Source organism: Phycisphaeraceae bacterium (assembly GCA_040222855.1).
Taxonomy (GTDB): domain Bacteria; phylum Planctomycetota; class Phycisphaerae; order Phycisphaerales; family Phycisphaeraceae; genus Mucisphaera.
The window spans coordinates 901,510-918,889 of the sequence record JAVKCD010000019.1 but is presented as its reverse complement, the minus strand read 5'-3'; the positions used below and the strand labels follow the sequence as shown (position 1 = coordinate 918,889).

Genomic DNA, 17,380 nt, shown 5'->3' with positions numbered 1-17,380 from the left:
GACCGGGTCGCGTGAATAACGACGAAAGCACTAGATTGTCCTAGGTTGCAGCGATCGGTCAGAGCAGAAAATCCGCTGGGGAGTCACCCGCCTGCCGGTCAGCGGTCCACGCCAAGACCAGCACTTCGGTTCTCGCGAGAGAGTTCTGGCCCTCTCGAACTACGGGGGAATCCAAGCGAGTACATGAATCTCATGCCGAGCGATCGAAGCGTTCGTCTCGGCCAGAAGCGAAAATCAGCCTCCACGGGAGTGGAGATGAGCAGTTGATAAGCAGAAGTCTTCAGTTTCTCGATAAAACAAGGCTGGCTATGCATTTACACGTCCCCAGATAGATATTATGTTCAATTGACCTAGATCTGCTCATTGGACTATCGAATCTTTGCGGGTCGGAACGTGTATTGATAGAGTGACAAGCGTATGGGCTCTACTCGAAATAACCTGGGACGCGTGCTGGCGTACCTCGCGGTCGTCGCGACGGTGCTGATGCCCGGCGGCCTCTGGGTGAACTGCCTCGCGGCCGACGGCCACACGATGATCGAGGTGGCCCACCCTGAACACAACGGCATTGAGCGACACACCGAAGCCCACGAGCAGCTCGGTGATCCGGGGTGCGAGGACACCGCTCTGGATTGGGTCGCCGAGGCCTTGATCCGGGACCGGATCGACCTAATCGGCCCTTCGTCTTCCGAGCCCATCCCGCAAGTTTTATTCGTCCTCGACGACATCGAGCTGCGAACCGATCTGTGTCTTAGCAGCCTTCCCGCTGTGCCGGTTCCCGGCACGCGATATTCACTTGCGCTGCGCAGCATCGTGCTGTTAGTCTAGCGTTGCAAGCCATTTTTACCTTGTAAACAATGCCCCGGCCGTCGGTCGGCGGCTTGTTGGTTTGCCCAAAAAACAGCGAAAGGAAAATGCCATGCGCCATTGGTGCGGCTTGGCGGTTAGTACCGCCCTCCTCGGGATCAGCGGTTGCGCGTCCCACCCGTTTGACAAAAACCTTTACCCAGAAGCGCGGCCCCTAGCGCGGGAGGTGGCGACGTTTCGCCCCGATCCACGGCCGCCAAGCGACGACGTGCGGCCTGGACCCGACGCGGTCGAACCGGCAGGTGACCTTACGCTCGCCCACGCGATCGCCGCGTCCCTGCGGAGCAACCCGGAGTTGTCGGGCTTTGCTTACGACATCCGAGCGGCCGAAGCCCGCGTGGTGCAAGCCGGGCTCTGGCAAAACCCCGAGCTGGGTTTCGAGCTGGAAAACTTCGCCGGGAGCGACGAGCTGGACGGCGTAGACGGGGCCGAGGCGACACTCAGCCTCAGCCAGACATTCCCTTTGGGCGGCGACGTCCGCCGCCGACAAGCGCTCGCGGAACTCGAAGGCCGATTGGTCGGCTGGGACTACGAAGCCGCCCGGATTGCGCTATTGACCGAAGTCACGCAGCGCTACATCGATCTGCTGGCGGCCCAGAAGCGGGCCGAGTTGGCCCAAGATTCCCTAGCTCTGGCCGAGCGAGTGAGCAACTCCATCGAGCGTCGTGTGGCTGCGGGAGACGCCGCGGCCGTCGAACAGTCGCGGGCCGCCGTGCCGGTGGCTCTGGCCCGGATCGAACACCAACGCGCGACACGGGAGTTAGAAACCGCCCGCGTTCGTTTGGCCCTGACCTGGGGCAGCAACGAACCGCGGTTTGAGCAGGTCCAAGGCGACCTCGAACACGTCGATCCGATCCCCACGATCGAGGCGCTGACCGCCCTCGTTGGCCAGAACCCCGACGTGGCCCGGTACGCGGTCGAGATCGCCAGCCGTCAGGCTGAGGCCGAGCTGGCCCGCGCCGAAGCGGTGCCCGACCTCACCGCAGGCCTGGGCTTCCGATGGTTCAACGAAAGCGATGACACCGCCCTGGTCGCGGGAGCCTCGATCCCGCTGCCGGTCTTCGACCGCCGCCAGGGGGACATTCTGGCCGCTCGGTTCGGCGTGGCGTCGGCCCGCAACCAACAGCGTGCGATCGAGCTGCGGCTCACCGCCACATTGACGGCCGCGTACGCCCGATTGGCCAACGCCCGTTCGGAGGCGCTCGCGTTGCGTAGCGACGCCCTCCCCCCCGCCGAGGCCGCCTATCGGGACATCCAACAGGCTTTCGACCGGGGCAACCTCGGGTTCATCGACGTGCTCGACGCCGATCGCACCCTCATTGACCTACGTCAACAGCACCTCGAATCCCTGGCGGAATACCACGGGGCTGCCGCCGAGATCGAAGGTCTGATCGGCAGCCCGCTGCCGCCGTCCAACTCTGCAATCACGCCACAGGAAACACCGCAATGAAACTTTCTATCCCCTCCCCCCATTGGCTCGCCGGGCTGGCGGTCGTCGTCTTCCTCATGGGCGCTTCGGTCGTCTCGGTCGGGGCCCAAGATAACCACGACGGCCACGACCACGCCGCCGAAACCGAGCACGACGACGAACCGGATGAACACGCGAGCCACGATCACGAGGCCGAAGCCAAAGCGGACGAACACGCCGGGCACGACCACGGCGAGGAAGAAGAAGGCCTCACGGTCAGCCCGGCGATGATGAAGGACTTCGGGATCGTCGTCGCGCCCGTTGGACCCGGAACAATCACTCGTACCACCAGCCTGCCAGGCGAGGTCGTGTTCAACGCGGACCGCTTGGCACACGTCACGCCGAGCGTGGCGGGCGTAGTGCGTGAGGTGCGTTTCAGCGTCGGCGATCAGGTCGCCGCGGGCGACGTGATGGCGATCCTCGGCAGCCGTGAGCTGGCCGCGGCGCGAAGTGAGTACTTGGCGGCCCAAGCCCGGCTGGAGCTGGCCCGTGAATCCTTATCCCGCGACGAGCGGCTACTCAAAGACCGTATCGGCACCGAGCGGCAAGTCCTCGAAGCGCGTCAAGCGTTCCGCGAGGCTGAGATTGCTTTGAACCTGGCCGAGCAAAGCCTTCTCGCCCTGGGCCAGATGGATGAGCAGCTCAAGGTCCTGGCCGCCGCCGAGAACACGGCGCTCGATCGATTCGAGCTGCGTGCTCCCTTGGGTGGGGTCGTGATTGAACGGCACCTGACCCTCGGCGAAATCGTGTCCGATCAGCCCGACGAGGTGCCGTTTGTTGTGGCGGACCTGTCGAGCGTATGGGTCGATCTCACGGTGCATCAACGCGAGCTGATGTCTGTGCGGAGCGGGCAAAAAGTCCGCATCGAATTCGGACACGGCCTGCCCGACGCGACGGGGACTCTGGCGTTTGTCAGCCCGGCCGTGGACGAACGGACCCGCACGGCCAACGCCAGGGTGGTGCTTCCGAACCCCGACGGCGTCTGGCGTCCGGGCGTCTTTGTAACCGGCCGAATCGCCACGGCTTCGAGCCAGGCCAAAGTGGTCGTGCCGATCTCGGCGATCCAGGACCTCGACGGGCAGACGGCCGTGTTTGTGGAGCACGACGGGGCCTTTGAGGCGCGGCCGGTGCGGATCGGGCAACGCACGGGCGACACTGCCGAGGTGCTGTCGGGTCTGAAAACCGGCGAGCGGGTGGTCGTGGAAAACGGCTTTGCCCTCAAGGCCGAGATGAACCGCGGAGCCTTGGAACATGCCGGGCACGCTCACTAAACCAACCATGCCGCACTCAACGACGCGGCAGCGAGGACTCCCATGATCGATCGACTTATTGACTATTCGCTCCACAACCGTCTGCTGATGGCGGTCTTGGCCGTAGTGGTGATGGCCGCCGGTTGGTGGAGCTACAACCGCCTGCCCGTGGACGCGTTCCCCGACGTGTCGCCCAACCTGGTGCAGGTCTTCACCGTGACCGAGGGGCTAGCGCCCGAAGAGGTCGAAGCCTTCGTCACCTATCCTGTCGAAACCGCGATGCTCGGCCTGCCGGGTGTCGAGAAAATCCGTTCGATCTCCAACTTCGGCCTGTCGGTGGTCAACGTCTACTTCGAGGACGGGGTGGACATCTACTTCTCGCGTCGCCTGGTCAACGAGCGGCTGCAGGAAGCCCGCGAGCAAATCCCCGAGGGTTTTGGGGAACCGGAGCTGGGCCCGATCTCGACAGGCATGGGCCTGGTGCTGTTCTACTTCCTCGAAGACACTTCGGGCACCTACTCGCTCGAAGAGTTGCGGACCACCCACGATTGGGTCGTCGCCCGCAACTTGGCACGCGTGTCGGGCGTGACCGAGGTCCTGGGCATCGGCGGGTTTGAGAAGCAGTACCACGTCGTGATCGATCCCGATGCGCTCTTGCGTTACGACCTGACGATCGACAAGGTGATCGAGCGGGTCGAGGCAAACAACCTCAACGTCGGGGCCCAGTTCATCGAGGAAAACAACGAAGAACTGGTGGTGCGTTCGGTCGGGCTGGCCGAGGACATGGCCGACCTGGAACGGATTGTGGTCAAGACCGACGACGGCCGCCCGGTTTATCTGGATGACGTGGCCGAGCTGACCATCGGCGGTGCGGTGCGGCGTGGGGCCCAGACCCGCAACGGCGAGGGCGAAGTCGTCGCTGGGATGGTCGTGAAGCTCTACGGGACCAACGCGTCCACGGTGATCGAGCGGGTTGAAGAAAAGATCGACGAGATCAACAACATCCTGCCCGACGAGCTGCGGCTCGTGCCCTACTACCAACAAAAAGACATCGTGGAGGGCTCAGTAGCGACGGTCACGAACGCTCTGGTAACCGGCATCGTGCTAGTCGTGCTCGTGCTGCTGGTGTTCATGGGCGGTTTTCGACCAAGCGTGGTGGTTGCGTTGGCCATCCCCTTTTCGGTGCTGTTCGCGTTCATCGCCATGTACTGGTTCGAGCTGTCGGCCAACCTCATGTCGCTCGGCGGCCTGGCGATCGCCATCGGCATGATGGTGGACGGCACGATCGTGATGGTCGAGAACATCGATCGGCTGCTGCGGGAATCCGGCCCCGACGAACCCAAGCGGCGGATCGTCGCCCGTGCCTGCCGCGAGGTGGGGCGTCCGATCGTCTTCGCAATCGCCATCATCATCCTGGTGTTCCTGCCGCTGTTCACGCTGCAAGGCGTCGAGGGCAAGACGTTCCGGCCGCTCGCCTACACGGTGGCGTTGGCGATGCTCGGTTCGCTGATCTACGCGCTGCTGCTGGCCCCGATGCTCGGCGGCTTGCTGATGCGCAAAGACGATCCGAACCGCACCCCGATTGCTCGCCGCCTCATCTCCCTGCTGACCAAGGCTGGTGCCCGCACGGCCGCTCAGGCCGATCGTGCCAAAGGGCCCGCCCAAGAACCGCTGATGGTGCGGTTGCTTCTGCTTCCCTACCGCCCGGTTGTCCGCTTCTTCGTCGCCCAACGGTGGGCCGCGATCGTTCTGGCCGTGGCGTTGCTGCTGGCCGGAGCGGCGGTGTTCCCGCGTCTGGGCTCGGAGTTCACGCCCAAGCTCAACGAGGGCACGATCATGGTGCGTCTGACGATGGCCCCGTCGATTTCTCTGGAAGAGAGCAAGGAAAATGCGATGCGGGTCGAGCGTCGCCTCCTCGACATCCCCGAGGTGATCGAGGTCACCAGTCGCGTCGGCCGGGGCGAGGTCGGAGCGCACGCCGACCCGATCAATTCGGTCGAGATGTACGTCATCCTCAAGCCCAAGGACGAGTGGCGGCAACCCAACGACCAGGCGTTTATCGAGGCTCGCATCCGCGAGCAGGTCGAAGGCCTGCCAGGGATCATGGCCAACCTGACCCAGCCGATCGAGGCCTCGGTGGCCGAGCTGCTCGAAGGCGTCCGGGCCGAGCTGGCGATCAAGGTATTCGGCGAGGACCTGGCCGTTCTCAAAGAACGGGCCGACGCGATCGCCTCCGTGCTGCGTGAGGTGCCTGGGGCCGCCGACGTGCAGGTAGACCAGGTGACCGGTACGCCGCAACTTCTAATCCGGCCGGACTTCGAGGCCATCGCCCGCTACGGCATGAATTTGGATGACGTGCAGCACACGATCCAAGCCGCCGTCGGCGGGGTCGAGGCCGGGCAGGTGTTCGAGGGTGTCCGCCGCTTCGACATCCTCGTGCGCTACGCCCCCGAAGCCCGCGAGACCCGCGAGGCGATCGGCGGCATTCTGGTGGCCGGCCCGGACGGGCTGCGGGTTCCGCTTTCGGAACTGGCGACAATCGAACGCATCACCGGCCCGCGGCAGATCACCCGCGAGGACACGCAGCGGTTCATCACGATCCAGAACAACGTCGTGGGCCGGGACATCGGCACGTTTGTCGCCGATGCCCAGGCCGCCATCGAGGCCGAGGTGGAGCTGCCCACGGGCTACTTCACCACCTGGGGCGGGTCGTTCCGTTTGCAACAGGAAGCCAACAAGCGGCTGGCCGTGGTCGTCCCGGTGACGCTGCTGTTTATCTGCCTGCTGCTTTACAGCACCTTTAACTCGCTCAAGAACACCGCGCTGATCCTGCTCAACATCCCGTTGGCTCTGGTCGGCGGCGTGCTGGGCTTGTGGCTGTTCGGCGAAAACCTCTCGGTCCCGGCGTCGGTGGGCTTCATCGCCCTGTTCGGCATCGCCCTGGAAAACGGGATGGTGCTGGTGACCTACCTCAACCAACTCATCCGCGAGGGCAAGTCGGTCAACGACGCCAGCATTGAGGGCGCGTCCCTGCGGGTCCGCCCCGTTCTGATGACGGCTGTCACGACCGCCCTGGGATTGATCCCCTTGCTCTTAGCCACCGGCACGGGCAGCGAGGTCCAACGCCCCTTGGCCATCGTGGTCATCGGCGGTCTGGTCACCTCGACCATCCTCACGCTGCTGGTGATCCCCGCGCTCTACAAGTGGTTTTCCGTCCGGGTCGAGACCGAGGCCGAAGACCAAACCTCAACGCCAACCGTGAAGGAGGCATGATCGATGAAGAAGATTGAAGCGTACATCAAGGCACACCGCCTGGACGACGTGACGCTCGCGCTGCACAGGGTCGAGCACCTCGGCGGCATGTCGGTCACCGAAGCCCGCGGCGTCGGCCGGGGCCGTCCCGCCGAGCACGGGTTCGACGAGTTCCACCGGATCGTCCGCATCGAGGTTTTTTGCCTCGATGAGTTAGCGGAAAACGTGGTCACGACGATCGAAAAGGCCGCCCACACCGGGCTGCGAGGGGACGGGAAGGTGTACGTCCTCCCCGTCGAGAACGCGGTCCGCATCAGCACCGGCGAGCGTGGCCACCAAGCCGTATGACCCTTTGTTTTCACCCCCCTGCCGAAAGGTTCCCCGATGAAATCCCTTCTCTTGCTCCTGCTGTTGGCCGGTTTCGCCACTCTCGCGGGATGCGAGGACGCGGCCGATCCCAGTCCCGTGACCTCCGAGGTCGAAAGCCAGAATGGGCATGACCACGGCGACAAGGAGAACAAAGCCCATGACTAATCCGACGCCACCCGCGCTTCTTAGAGGTTACATCGATGGGCCATGACCACAGCCACGGAACCGAAAACGTCAGCGACGCCCGCTTGCTCTGGTCGGTGCTCATCAACCAATTCCTGACGGTGGCCCAAGTGATCGCCGGGCTCGTCTCGGGCAGCGTGGCGTTGTTGTCGGACGCGGCCCACAACTTCAACGACGCCAACGCGCTGCTGATCGCCTACATCGCCCGGCGATTCTCACGGAAGCCAGCCAACGCCCGGTTCACCTTCGGCTACCGCCGGGCAGAGCTGATCGGGGCGGTCATCAACCTCACCCTGCTCGCGGTCATCGGTCTGTACTTGGTGTACCAAGGGATCGCACGATTCTTTGCCCCGACCGAGATCATCGGGTGGCTGATGGCGGCGGCGGCCGGCCTGGCCATCGTGATCGACGTAGGCACGGCCGCACTGCTCTGGGCGATGAGCAAGGGCTCGCTTAATGTGCGGGCCGCCTTTGTCCACAACCTGGTCGATGCCCTGGGGTCGGTCGCGGTCCTGATCGGAGCCGCAGCGATCATCTGGTTCGATTGGACGTGGATCGACCCGGTGCTCACCTTGCTCATCGCGGGGTACGTGCTCTGGCAGGTGGTCAAGATGCTCCCTTCGGCGGTGCGCATCCTGATGGAGGGTACGCCCGACGGCCTGGACCTCGACGATCTCGCCGAACGCATGGCGCAATCGACCGGCATCGTCAGCGTCCATCACCTGCACGTCTGGGAACTCGACGAGCACCACCGAGCCTTGGAAGCCCACGCCGTGGTCGAAGACGATCGCCTCGAACAGTGGCCCGCAATCAAACAAGAACTTAAGAATTTACTCTGGGAAAACTTCGGCATCGACCACACCACCATCGAGCCCGAGTTTCGCAGAGAGGCCAAAGATCATGAGTCTCAAATGGTCCCGAATCACTAACACCCTAGTGCCTGATTAACTAGGAGCCGTGGTCGCCAGTTTACTGTTGATAAAATATATTATCAACATTTAGTTCTAGATAAGTAACAAGCGGTTTGCATTAGCCTCTGAACGTGACTTGAAGCCGCCGGACCAAGAACTTGCAAAAGTGCCGGTGCACTCTGTAGTTTCATCCGTTCACTGTCTGACCTCCGGGTTTACCCGCCGGAGGCGCGCTGGCTCAGCCCCGGCCGCCGTCCCCGCAGCTGCCGGTCGCTGCGCGACTTAGGACGGCTTGCGCCGCCCCCCCCTCTGGCGGCGGCCCCCTCCTGCAGCACGGTTGCAGCAAGCCCCCGCTCGCCCCGGCCCGGCTGCGCGATGCCCTCCGACCCCAGGTGCTCGGTGCGGGCTGTCAGGCGAGTTCCGCCACCCTCGCGCCTTGATGGCGACCGCAGGCCACCCCACGAGCCAGAAAAAAGCGCCGACAATCACTTCAGGTTGAAGCTGACTGGCGTTAACATAGAGAAGTTGATTAGCCCCCGGAAGCGTTCGGGTCGCGTTCGCGTGGCCCGGACGTTTTTTATCTACAAGAGTGACCTGCCCCCGGTGCTTGTGCCAGTCGTAACGCTTACTTCTGGCACTAAACCCGGGGGCAGGTCAAGGACCTTCGCCTCCTTGAGCGTGTCGAACCGCTCTCGGGCCAGCAGTTCATCCCGCAGCTTGCCGTTGAGACTCTCGACATAGCCGTTCTCCCAAGGGCTGCCGGGCTCGATGAAGAGCGTCCTGACGCCCACCTTGGCCAGCCAATCACGAACTCCTCGGGCCGTAAACTCGCTGCCGTTATCCGACCGGATGTGATCAGGAACGCCTCGCGTGCTCATCAGCCACGCCAGCCGTTCGAGCACGTCGTCGTGCTTGAGCCCGCGAGCTACGTCAATGCTTAGGCACTCCCGGGTGAACTCATCGACAATCACCAGCATCCGAACCGGTCTGCCATCTGCGGTCCGATCCTGCACGAAGTCATACGCCCAGACGTGGTCCTTTTGCAACGGCCGCAGCCTCACACACGACCCATCGTTGAGCCACAATCGACCACGTTTAGGCTGGCTTATCGGGACTTTTAGCCCTTCCTGACGCCAGATCCTTTCCACACGCTTGTGGTTCACATCCCAGCCCTCGCGTCTGAGCAACGCCGTGATCCGCCGATACCCGTAACGTCCGAAGGATGCCGCCAGGTTGATGATCCGACGCGTCAGCGGCTTCTCGTCGTCACGCTCCGACGGTGCATAACGCTGCGTCGAACGAGGTTGACCCAGCACCTGACATGCCCGCCTCTCGGACACGCCCAGGCGATCACGAACCGCTGCCACCGCCTGACGCGTCCTCCGCGGGCTTAGAAGTTTCCCCGAGCCACCTCCTCAAGAATCTGCTTGTCCAGGCTCAGCTCAGCCACCAGCTTCTTGAGCCGAGCGTTCTCCTGCTCCAGATCCTTGAACCGCTTGGCCTGGTCGGTCTTGAGCCCGCCGTACTCCCGACGCCACTTGTAGAACGTCTGCTCGTGAACACCCAACTGTTTGCACACCCCAGCCACCGAGGCCCCCTGACTCATCAAGACCTCCGCCTCGCGAAGCTTGTTGACGATCTCTTCCGCCGAATGACGCTTGCGTCCCATGTCTGAGCCTCCATAATCCATCCCTCAGAACTAAGTCTAAGAATCGGACCAGATTGAGGGGGGCAGGCCAGATGAAGTGAAGGGCCCACGTGTGCATGGCCTCCGAAATGCCCCTCAGCCTAGGCCAGTTCGAAGAGCTTTCAGATGCGCCAGCGACCGACTTAACTTTCAACCTCTTCACTTTCTTGGCCACAGGTCTGACTGAAAAACACATCTGTCCCCAGAACCTCGGTTGCTATGCGACACCTAGAGGTTTCGGGGACGGGGACACTCAGGTGATCTTTTATACGTACTGGTCAAGAAACCCCACACTCACCATCTCGAACTCATGGTTTGTCAGGTCCTGACAGCTTGATCAGCGTCATGATCGCTTGGCGTACTGCTTGAGGAAGCTCAGTCCAGACCTCGACAAGTTGAGCAAGATCCGCGTCTACAAACCCTGCCGAATCACTATCGCTGGGACTAACGCTGGGGGTTAGATCGCCTGATTCATAAACAGCAGCCTCATCTAGACTTTGCGCAGAAACTCGCTCGCCTTCCAAGCTGAATGTTGAGGGTTCGAGTCCCTTCGCCCGCTTTTGGTTCTGAGGGTTGCCTGTTGAGGGTCTGAGGCATGGTGGGGGTGGGGTTGAGTTGACCGCTTGGGGGTTGGATGACGTCCTGTAGCTTGTGGGGCTGCTTGAGTTGCTTACTAATGAGTCCGTCGGTGCTGGTGGTTGCGGTGTTGGTCTGCTGGCCTGTTTAGGCTTGCTAGCTGGTGCCTAGGTCGGGTGATCCTTACGTCCGATACAGACGGGTAGGGCCAATAATAACTGCCCGGAATGGCTCCTGAATGATTTGACTGACTTCGTGTCAAGTCTGATCAACTTATCGGGTACTGGAGAAGCATGATGGCTCATCACAAGATACTACTGGCGGAAGACAACCTCGAACATCAGAAGTTGCTCCTGCTGGCCTTGGCAGCGGGGTAATCACGCGCAATCCTACGAGATGGGCTGGCTGCTGGAATCTTCCGAAGAAGGTTGCGGGTACGCATGGCGTGGGGCGCATCACCCCGAGGTCGGGATGTACATCAATCTTCGTCTGGACCGCGTTGAGGGAGAAACGAAAGAGACGCGGGCTGTGGTCCGTCGTGTCGAGCATTTAACGATAATCTACTGATCGTAGGCATCGAGTTTGTTCAGGCGGAGCCCAAGAGGTCGCACTCGGTGGCGTGTGTTCACCTGGTCGCAGAGGCGTTGAGCCTGAACAGAGTTGATCGGCGTGAGTTGCCTGCTGCCGCGTGATCACAATCTCTGGCTGCTGTGTGTGATCATCGCCGCAAAGCAAGACCCACGACGGCAAAGAGGATGGCCGAGGCTGGCTCGGGTGTCGGGGTGCTGGGCTGGCCAAAGGATACGGCAAGCAGCGAGAGATCGATCAGGTCAATCGTGTTGTCGGCATTGAAATCGCCCTGAGCCCAGTTGCCGGTTTGATTGAAGTTGGCCGCTAGCTCAGAGAGATCGATGAGGTTGACCTCGCCATCAGCGTTGGCGTCGCCAGGGATCGCCTCCTGAAGGAGTTGAAGACTCGTGCCGTCGAGGTAAACCGATCCCGGATTACGATCGAGTTGCGCAAACACAAACACCACTCTTGCTTCGACTGCGTTGGCCGGTGCAATACCTTCAATTTGATGATAGAGCCAGTCATCTAAAACCGTGTCACTGTTGGCAATCTGAGTGTCAAGAATGGAAATCATCGCCGGAGTGCCGTAGCCCCCGCCAAACTGGCTGTAGAACTCGATCTTCATATCGAGGTAGTTGTCCCCCACGAGAGGGTCCTCGCTCGATACGAGGGCTTGGGTCGAAAATCGCAGTCGCTGGCCGGGCTCGACCGCGAAGCCACGAGCGACGCCCGAGTAGTTGGTTGAGCTCCCATTGTTACCGAAGACCTTGAGTGACTCATCACCCACGAGGGCTTCTTGAGACGAGAGAGCGACGTTGGGCCCGCCGCCGAACCGAATCCAGCCGCTGAGCCCTCCAGATTCTGATTCAAAGCTGTTGCCGGGGATCATGTTTGGCCCGGCGACGAACGGGGGTTTTGACGCCTGATCACCCAGCTCCCACACCCGAACGTAATCGACCTGCATCTCCTGAGGGAACTGGGTCGAGCCGTTGGGGTCTCCGCCGAAGTCTCCGCCAATTGCGAGGTTGATGATCAGTGACATCGGCGTGCTGGAGATCGGTGCGACCGATTCGTGCACGGTGAAATGGAGATTGTCGTTCACGTAATAGCGAATCTCCTCGGGCTCCCACTCGACGGCGTAGGTGTTGAAGGACTCGTGGAAGTTCACGGGATCACCTTGCGCACTGGATTCCTGATACTCGCCGTAGACAAAGTTGGAGGGCCAACTCGGTCCCCAGTGGTAGGCGCTGGAGGTGACGAAGGGGTTGGACCCACGGTTCTCCATGATGTCGATCTCCCCGCCTGTCGGCCAGGGTGCCGTCCTGGGAAGAAGCCAGATGGCCGGCCACATACCCTGAGTGGTCGGGAGATTGGCCCGGATTTCCCAGCGGCCGTAGGTCTGCTCCTCGATGGTCCGGACGAGCCCGGATCGGTAGGCCTTGCCATCGAGCGCCTCATCCGTCGCGGTCAGGATGAGGTTGCCGCCAGTAACGCTGACCTGCTCAGGCCGATAATACTGCTTCTCGTTGTTGAAGCTGTTGCGACGATTCAGAGCGTTCCATCTGCCGGTATCGAGGAAGCTGCCATCAAAAGCATCCTCCCAGGCGAACTCGAATCCGGGACGGTCCAGTGGGTTGGCCCCACTTGTGGAAGTCACGATAAAGAAACAAATCAGAAAAAACTGCACGATGCGGAACTGATTAAGCATCTGTTAAATCACCCCAAATCATCAGGAAACAAGCACTACCGGGTTTACGCGTAGAAAGTGTAGCCTCAAACTGGAGAGAAACCAGTGACACAAGCGTTACATGGAGTGTTTCATTGCCCGAATTGCTGTTGATCCGGGCGTCGCAGGCAAGCGGCCAATAGCAGTACCAGGGCGGCCGATGCCGGCTCGGGGATAGAGGGAGCGGACTCGCCGAAGTTGGAGGCGAGGAGGGAGAGGTCGATGAGGTCGATGGTGTTGTCGCCGTTGAAGTCGCCCATGTTCCATGTGGCGGTGCTGGATCCGAAGTTGGAGGCAAGGGTGGAGAGGTCGATGAGGTCGATGACCTGTGAGCCGTCGGTGTCGCCGACGAGACCGCGGAAGATGTCGATGCTGTCCTCGTTGTAGATGACGGCGAGTCCGGTTCCGTCGCCGAGGAGGTTGCCGGTGATTCGGAAGATGCCGGTGTAGGCGTTCTCGGTGTTGAAGAAGAGCCCGCCGAGGGGGTCGTGGGAGTAGAGGGGGAGGAGGCCGAAGTCTAGGAGGGGGTCGTTGGAGACGAAGGCGAGTTCGCCGGCGAGTGTGGCGACGCCGTTGATGCCGATGGCGTCGAGGAGGGTGGCGTCGCCGTCGATGGTGTCGAAGCGGATGACGCCAGTGGCGGTCTGGGTGTAGCTGCCGAAGAGGGTGAGTTCTTCGAGGCCGTTGTAGGTGCTGAGAGATTGGGGGTCGAGGGTTCCGTTGTTGGTGAGGCCAGAGAGGACGTCGATGGTTCCGCTGCCGATGATGGATCCGTTGGGGTTGAGGCTGATCGAGCCCAGTGAGGTGAAGGTGGTGCCGAAGTCGAGTTGGACGGTGGCGCCTTCGTTGATGTTGACATCGCTCGCGATGAGGGAGCCAGCGGTTTCGAGTCGGAGGTTGACGACGCCGGGCAAGAAGCTGTTGCTGAGGTTGAGGCTTGTGGCGTTGACTTTGAGGCTGCCGGAATCGGCGATGGTGACGTTGGCCGTCGATCCGCTGAGGCCCCAGTCCGCCCGGGTGGGCGAGGTGAGGTTGGTCACGACGCGGCTGTTCGACCCGAGGATGTTGAGCGTGGCGTCGCCGATGCTGTTGGCGACGTCGAGGAAGTTATCGATGTTCCATGTCGAGCCGTCGGTGATGTTGACGGTGTTGTTCCCACCGAAGGCGTAAGAGGTGTTGAACTCCAAGGAGGCGTTCTGTGATGCGGTGACGGTGATGTTGCCGGCGAGGTCGAGGGACTGGAAGCCTGCGGCTGTGAGGCGTCCGCCGATGAGATCTATGGGGCCGTTGACGAGGAGTTTTGAGCTGGCGTCGATGGTGATGAGGCCGTTGGTGTGGACGGTGGCTCCCTGATGGCCGGTGTTGAAGTTGGCGTTGTTGTCCAGATCGAGTGTGGCTGTCCCGGAAGCGCCTGCGGCCCCGATGGTCAGGCTGGCTCCTGCCGATTGATTGAACGTGGCGTCATCGACCGTGATTTTGCTGGTGCTGTTTGAAAAGCCGGTGCCTAAGAAGACATTGTTGGTGGTGACCTCGGAGCCGCTGAGGACTACGAGTCTGCCGGTGTTTCCGTCGTTGTCGAAGAGGTTGATCTCGACGTCGCGGAGGGTGTTGCCGGTGGCGTTGTTGTCGAAGGTCAGGGTGCCGGTTCCTCCGCCGAAGCCGATGCGGGTTCTGGCGTTCACCAGTTTTGAGTCGGGCCCGCTGAAGGTGGCGGTGCTGTTTTCGAAGATGCCGACCTGGAAGAGGCTGTCTTCGAGGTCGACAGTTCCGGCATCGACTTCGAGGGTGGCGGTATCGAAGCGGAGTCCGCTGGGCATTTCGATACGGGCGGAGCTGCTGTCCATGGTGATGGACTTGCCGTTTGCCAAGATCAGCTGATCTTCGTGGCGGAAGAGGCCTCCGGTCATGTGGAGGTTGGTGTTTGGTGCGAGACTCAGGTTGGCGTTGGTTTCGATGATGAGATCGCTGGAGACCGTCACATTGTCGTTGAAGGTCACGGTGCTGTTGCTGCCGGTGGCCCTGATACGGCTGTTGCTGCTGACCGTGAAGGGGGTGTTGACGGTCATTTGACCGCCAACGACTCTGACGCCGAGGCCGCCGAGATTGAGCGTCCCGCCATCGATCTTGAGTTCACCGTCGAAGAGGAAGATACCGGGGGTTTCGATGGAGCCGGCGGTCAGGTTCATCTGTCCTCGGACGGAAGGGCTTTCGCCGCCTAGGGTGCCTCCCTGGATGTTGACGGTGCCGCCTTCTTTGACGTCGAGGCCCAGGATGCCTGCGTTGATGCGGCCGAGGGGGATGTTGAGGACGGCGTTGCCGGTTGGTGCGACGACGATGGTGTCCTGGACTTCGAGGGTTGCGAAGCTGATCCAGTTCCATGTGGCTGGGGTTCCGCCTTGGACATCGGTGCCGATAGAGATCCGATCGACGACGCTGACGCCGCCGGGGTTGGCTGCATCGGGGACGAGGGTGAGGAGTTGGAGGGCGTCGGCGGGTCCGACGAGGTCGACGGCCCAGGTGCCGGTCGAATTGTCGGCGAAGTCGCGGAACTTGAGGCGGTTGGCCAGAGCGGCGGGGAGTCCGGTTGCGGGGAGTGTGCCGCCGCTTTCGGCGACGCCGGGCCAGCTCAGGAGTGAATCGAGGTTGCGGGTTGGTCCGACGGCGCCGTCGTCGTTGCTGGCACCGATGGCGTTGTCGGAATCGAAGAACTCCAGGAAGGAATCGACGGACGAGGCATTGATGAAGTTACCGGCGGCGTTGAACCCACCTGCGGAGCCCCAGGTTTCGAAGCGGAGTTCTTCGGAGGTGGAGACGGGTCGTGTCAGGTCGAAGAAGATGTTGTGCTGGCCGAGTTCGGCGGTGATTTCGCCTTCGATGGAGAAGTAGGCGGTCTGGGCGTGGCTGGCAGTGGCTAGCGCTGCGGCCAGGAGCGCTGCGGTGGCCAGGTGGTGGGTGCGCGGCATGGTCTCTTCTCCGGTGGATGTGGCGGGCTGCGTATCTGTGACAGGCTAATTCAGCCTAACCGGTTGGCCATGCTAAAGCGATGGTTAATCATGATTATTCAGTTATCTGCCCGTGCTCTCAGCGGCGACGGGCGAAGGCGGCGGCGAGGCCTACGAGGAGGAGCGCCGAGGCGGGCTCGGGGATCGTGATGCCATAACCCTGCGCCAGGGCAAGGCCAAAGTTCTTGCCCATCTCGTGGTAGTAAGCCAGGGGTCGCTGAAAACCGAACTGGGTCTCGAAGGTGATATCGACCTCAGCGTTGAGGAAGGCCTCGGCGAAGTTCGCGGAGGTCCAACTCGTGCCCGAGGAGTCGGTCTGCAGGATGTTGGGCTGGATCTGGAGTAGTGCCTGCCAGAAGGGGCTCTGGTCATCGCCCTGGTCTTCTTCGATGAAGGCAAAATCATCGCCGGGGAACGCGGGGATCGTCGAGTGGAAGTCGATGAAGTAATCCACCACGTTGCCGGGTGTCGAGGTGATATCGACCTGCATGGCTTCGCCGTTGATCCTGATGTCATCGTGCCCGGTCCAGAGCCCGGGGTTCCAGCGGCCGTTGGGCTCTGTGTTGGGATTCTGCACAGTCGCCCGGCTGTTACCCGCGAAACGCCCATCAGGATTGGCCGTCGGGTAAGCGAAAATCTCCGTGATATTGCGGAGCTTCGCGGCAACCGGGTCGTCGGAGATCAACCAATCGATGAGACCCTGATACGTGTGTGTGCCGAGGGTTTCGCCCGCGTGCATCCCGGTCATCACGACGACTTTGTTCTTACGCAGTCGCGGGTTGTCGGTGGCCGGGTTGGTGATCCGGTAGGCATAGATCTCGCGCGGATCGACCGTGCGCCCAAGATCGTCGATGCCGCCGGGCGAGAGGCCGATGACGCCGTTGGCGTCGCCCGATGAGGTCGGTGCAGCCCACGGGCTGTTAAGGACCTGCTGGCTGTGAGCAGCGGACATGCCGTAGGAGTAAGGAAAGGCGTAGGCGACGTACACCTCGTTCTGCTCGAATCGTGTGCTGTTGGAGAACTGATAGTTGCCGACGGTCCGGTTGTTGTTGTCGAAGTAGTGCCAGTTCTCCTGATCGTACGACCAGACCATCGCGTGGTTGTCGAGCCGTGAACCGCCGCCAGCAAAGTTATCCGAGATGTTGAAGCGCGGCGCGACATTGAGAACATCGGAGGCTTTAAAGTGAAGCCAACGCCAGCGACCCCCGCCATAGTAGTTGTCACGGCCTACGAGGTTGACGGTGCTGCCTCCGCGTTGCCCGCCACCGATGGACCACGATTCGAGAGAAGCATGGTCGAAGCTGGCGTCGAGCGTGATGGCGTGTGACGGGGATGCCGACGCCAACAGCAGGGCAGCGATCAGACAGATAGGGTGGAAGGCAGTCCGGAGCATGAGATTTTCCCGATTGGATCGGCGTGGCGAGGTGCTGTTACGGCTGAGCACACAGGCATAAGAATAACCCACAGAACCACTGTTCCCAAACAGCAACGCTCAGATGTCAAAATGGGCTGTTCGGGGTAC

General features: G+C 61.7%; 9 protein-coding genes and 1 pseudogene. 6 read left to right on the top strand and 4 right to left on the bottom strand.

Going from position 1 to position 17,380, the window contains the following annotated elements:
* The first annotated feature begins 417 nt into the window (after positions 1-417).
* From RIG82_09085 to RIG82_09060, 6 genes are all read left to right on the top strand, one after another.
* Positions 418-825, top strand: coding sequence for a hypothetical protein (locus RIG82_09085; GenBank protein ID MEQ9461090.1), 408 nt, complete (start codon positions 418-420; stop codon positions 823-825).
* 247 nt (positions 826-1,072) lie between these two features.
* Positions 1,073-2,314 (top strand): TolC family protein, encoded by a 1,242-nt coding sequence (locus RIG82_09080; GenBank protein ID MEQ9461089.1) that lies wholly within the window; start codon positions 1,073-1,075, stop codon positions 2,312-2,314.
* Complete coding sequence (locus RIG82_09075) at positions 2,311-3,603, top strand: efflux RND transporter periplasmic adaptor subunit (GenBank protein MEQ9461088.1); 1,293 nt, start codon at positions 2,311-2,313, stop codon at positions 3,601-3,603. The genes RIG82_09080 and RIG82_09075 overlap by 4 nt, the downstream gene beginning before the upstream one ends.
* Positions 3,604-3,645: 42 nt before the next feature.
* Positions 3,646-6,855, top strand: coding sequence for an efflux RND transporter permease subunit (locus tag RIG82_09070; protein ID MEQ9461087.1), 3,210 nt, complete (start codon positions 3,646-3,648; stop codon positions 6,853-6,855).
* A gap of 3 nt (positions 6,856-6,858) precedes the next feature.
* Positions 6,859-7,182, top strand: coding sequence for a P-II family nitrogen regulator (locus RIG82_09065; protein ID MEQ9461086.1), 324 nt, complete (start codon positions 6,859-6,861; stop codon positions 7,180-7,182).
* 221 nt (positions 7,183-7,403) lie between these two features.
* Positions 7,404-8,315 (top strand): cation diffusion facilitator family transporter, encoded by a 912-nt coding sequence (locus RIG82_09060; GenBank protein MEQ9461085.1) that lies wholly within the window; start codon positions 7,404-7,406, stop codon positions 8,313-8,315.
* Positions 8,316-8,953: 638 nt separating this feature from the next.
* On the opposite strand, the pseudogene RIG82_09055 reads toward RIG82_09060, so the two are convergent.
* The 4 genes and pseudogenes from RIG82_09055 to RIG82_09040 form a co-directional block, all read right to left on the bottom strand.
* Positions 8,954-9,966 (bottom strand): annotated as a pseudogene (locus RIG82_09055) (IS3 family transposase).
* A gap of 1,312 nt (positions 9,967-11,278) precedes the next feature.
* Positions 11,279-12,838, bottom strand: a complete 1,560-nt coding sequence (locus tag RIG82_09050; protein ID MEQ9461084.1) for a family 16 glycosylhydrolase — start codon at positions 12,836-12,838, stop codon at positions 11,279-11,281.
* 110 nt (positions 12,839-12,948) lie between these two features.
* Positions 12,949-15,819, bottom strand: a complete 2,871-nt coding sequence (locus tag RIG82_09045; protein MEQ9461083.1) for a hypothetical protein — start codon at positions 15,817-15,819, stop codon at positions 12,949-12,951.
* A gap of 118 nt (positions 15,820-15,937) precedes the next feature.
* Positions 15,938-17,251, bottom strand: coding sequence for a M14 family zinc carboxypeptidase (locus tag RIG82_09040; protein MEQ9461082.1), 1,314 nt, complete (start codon positions 17,249-17,251; stop codon positions 15,938-15,940).
* Between the last annotated feature and the right edge of the window lie 129 nt (positions 17,252-17,380).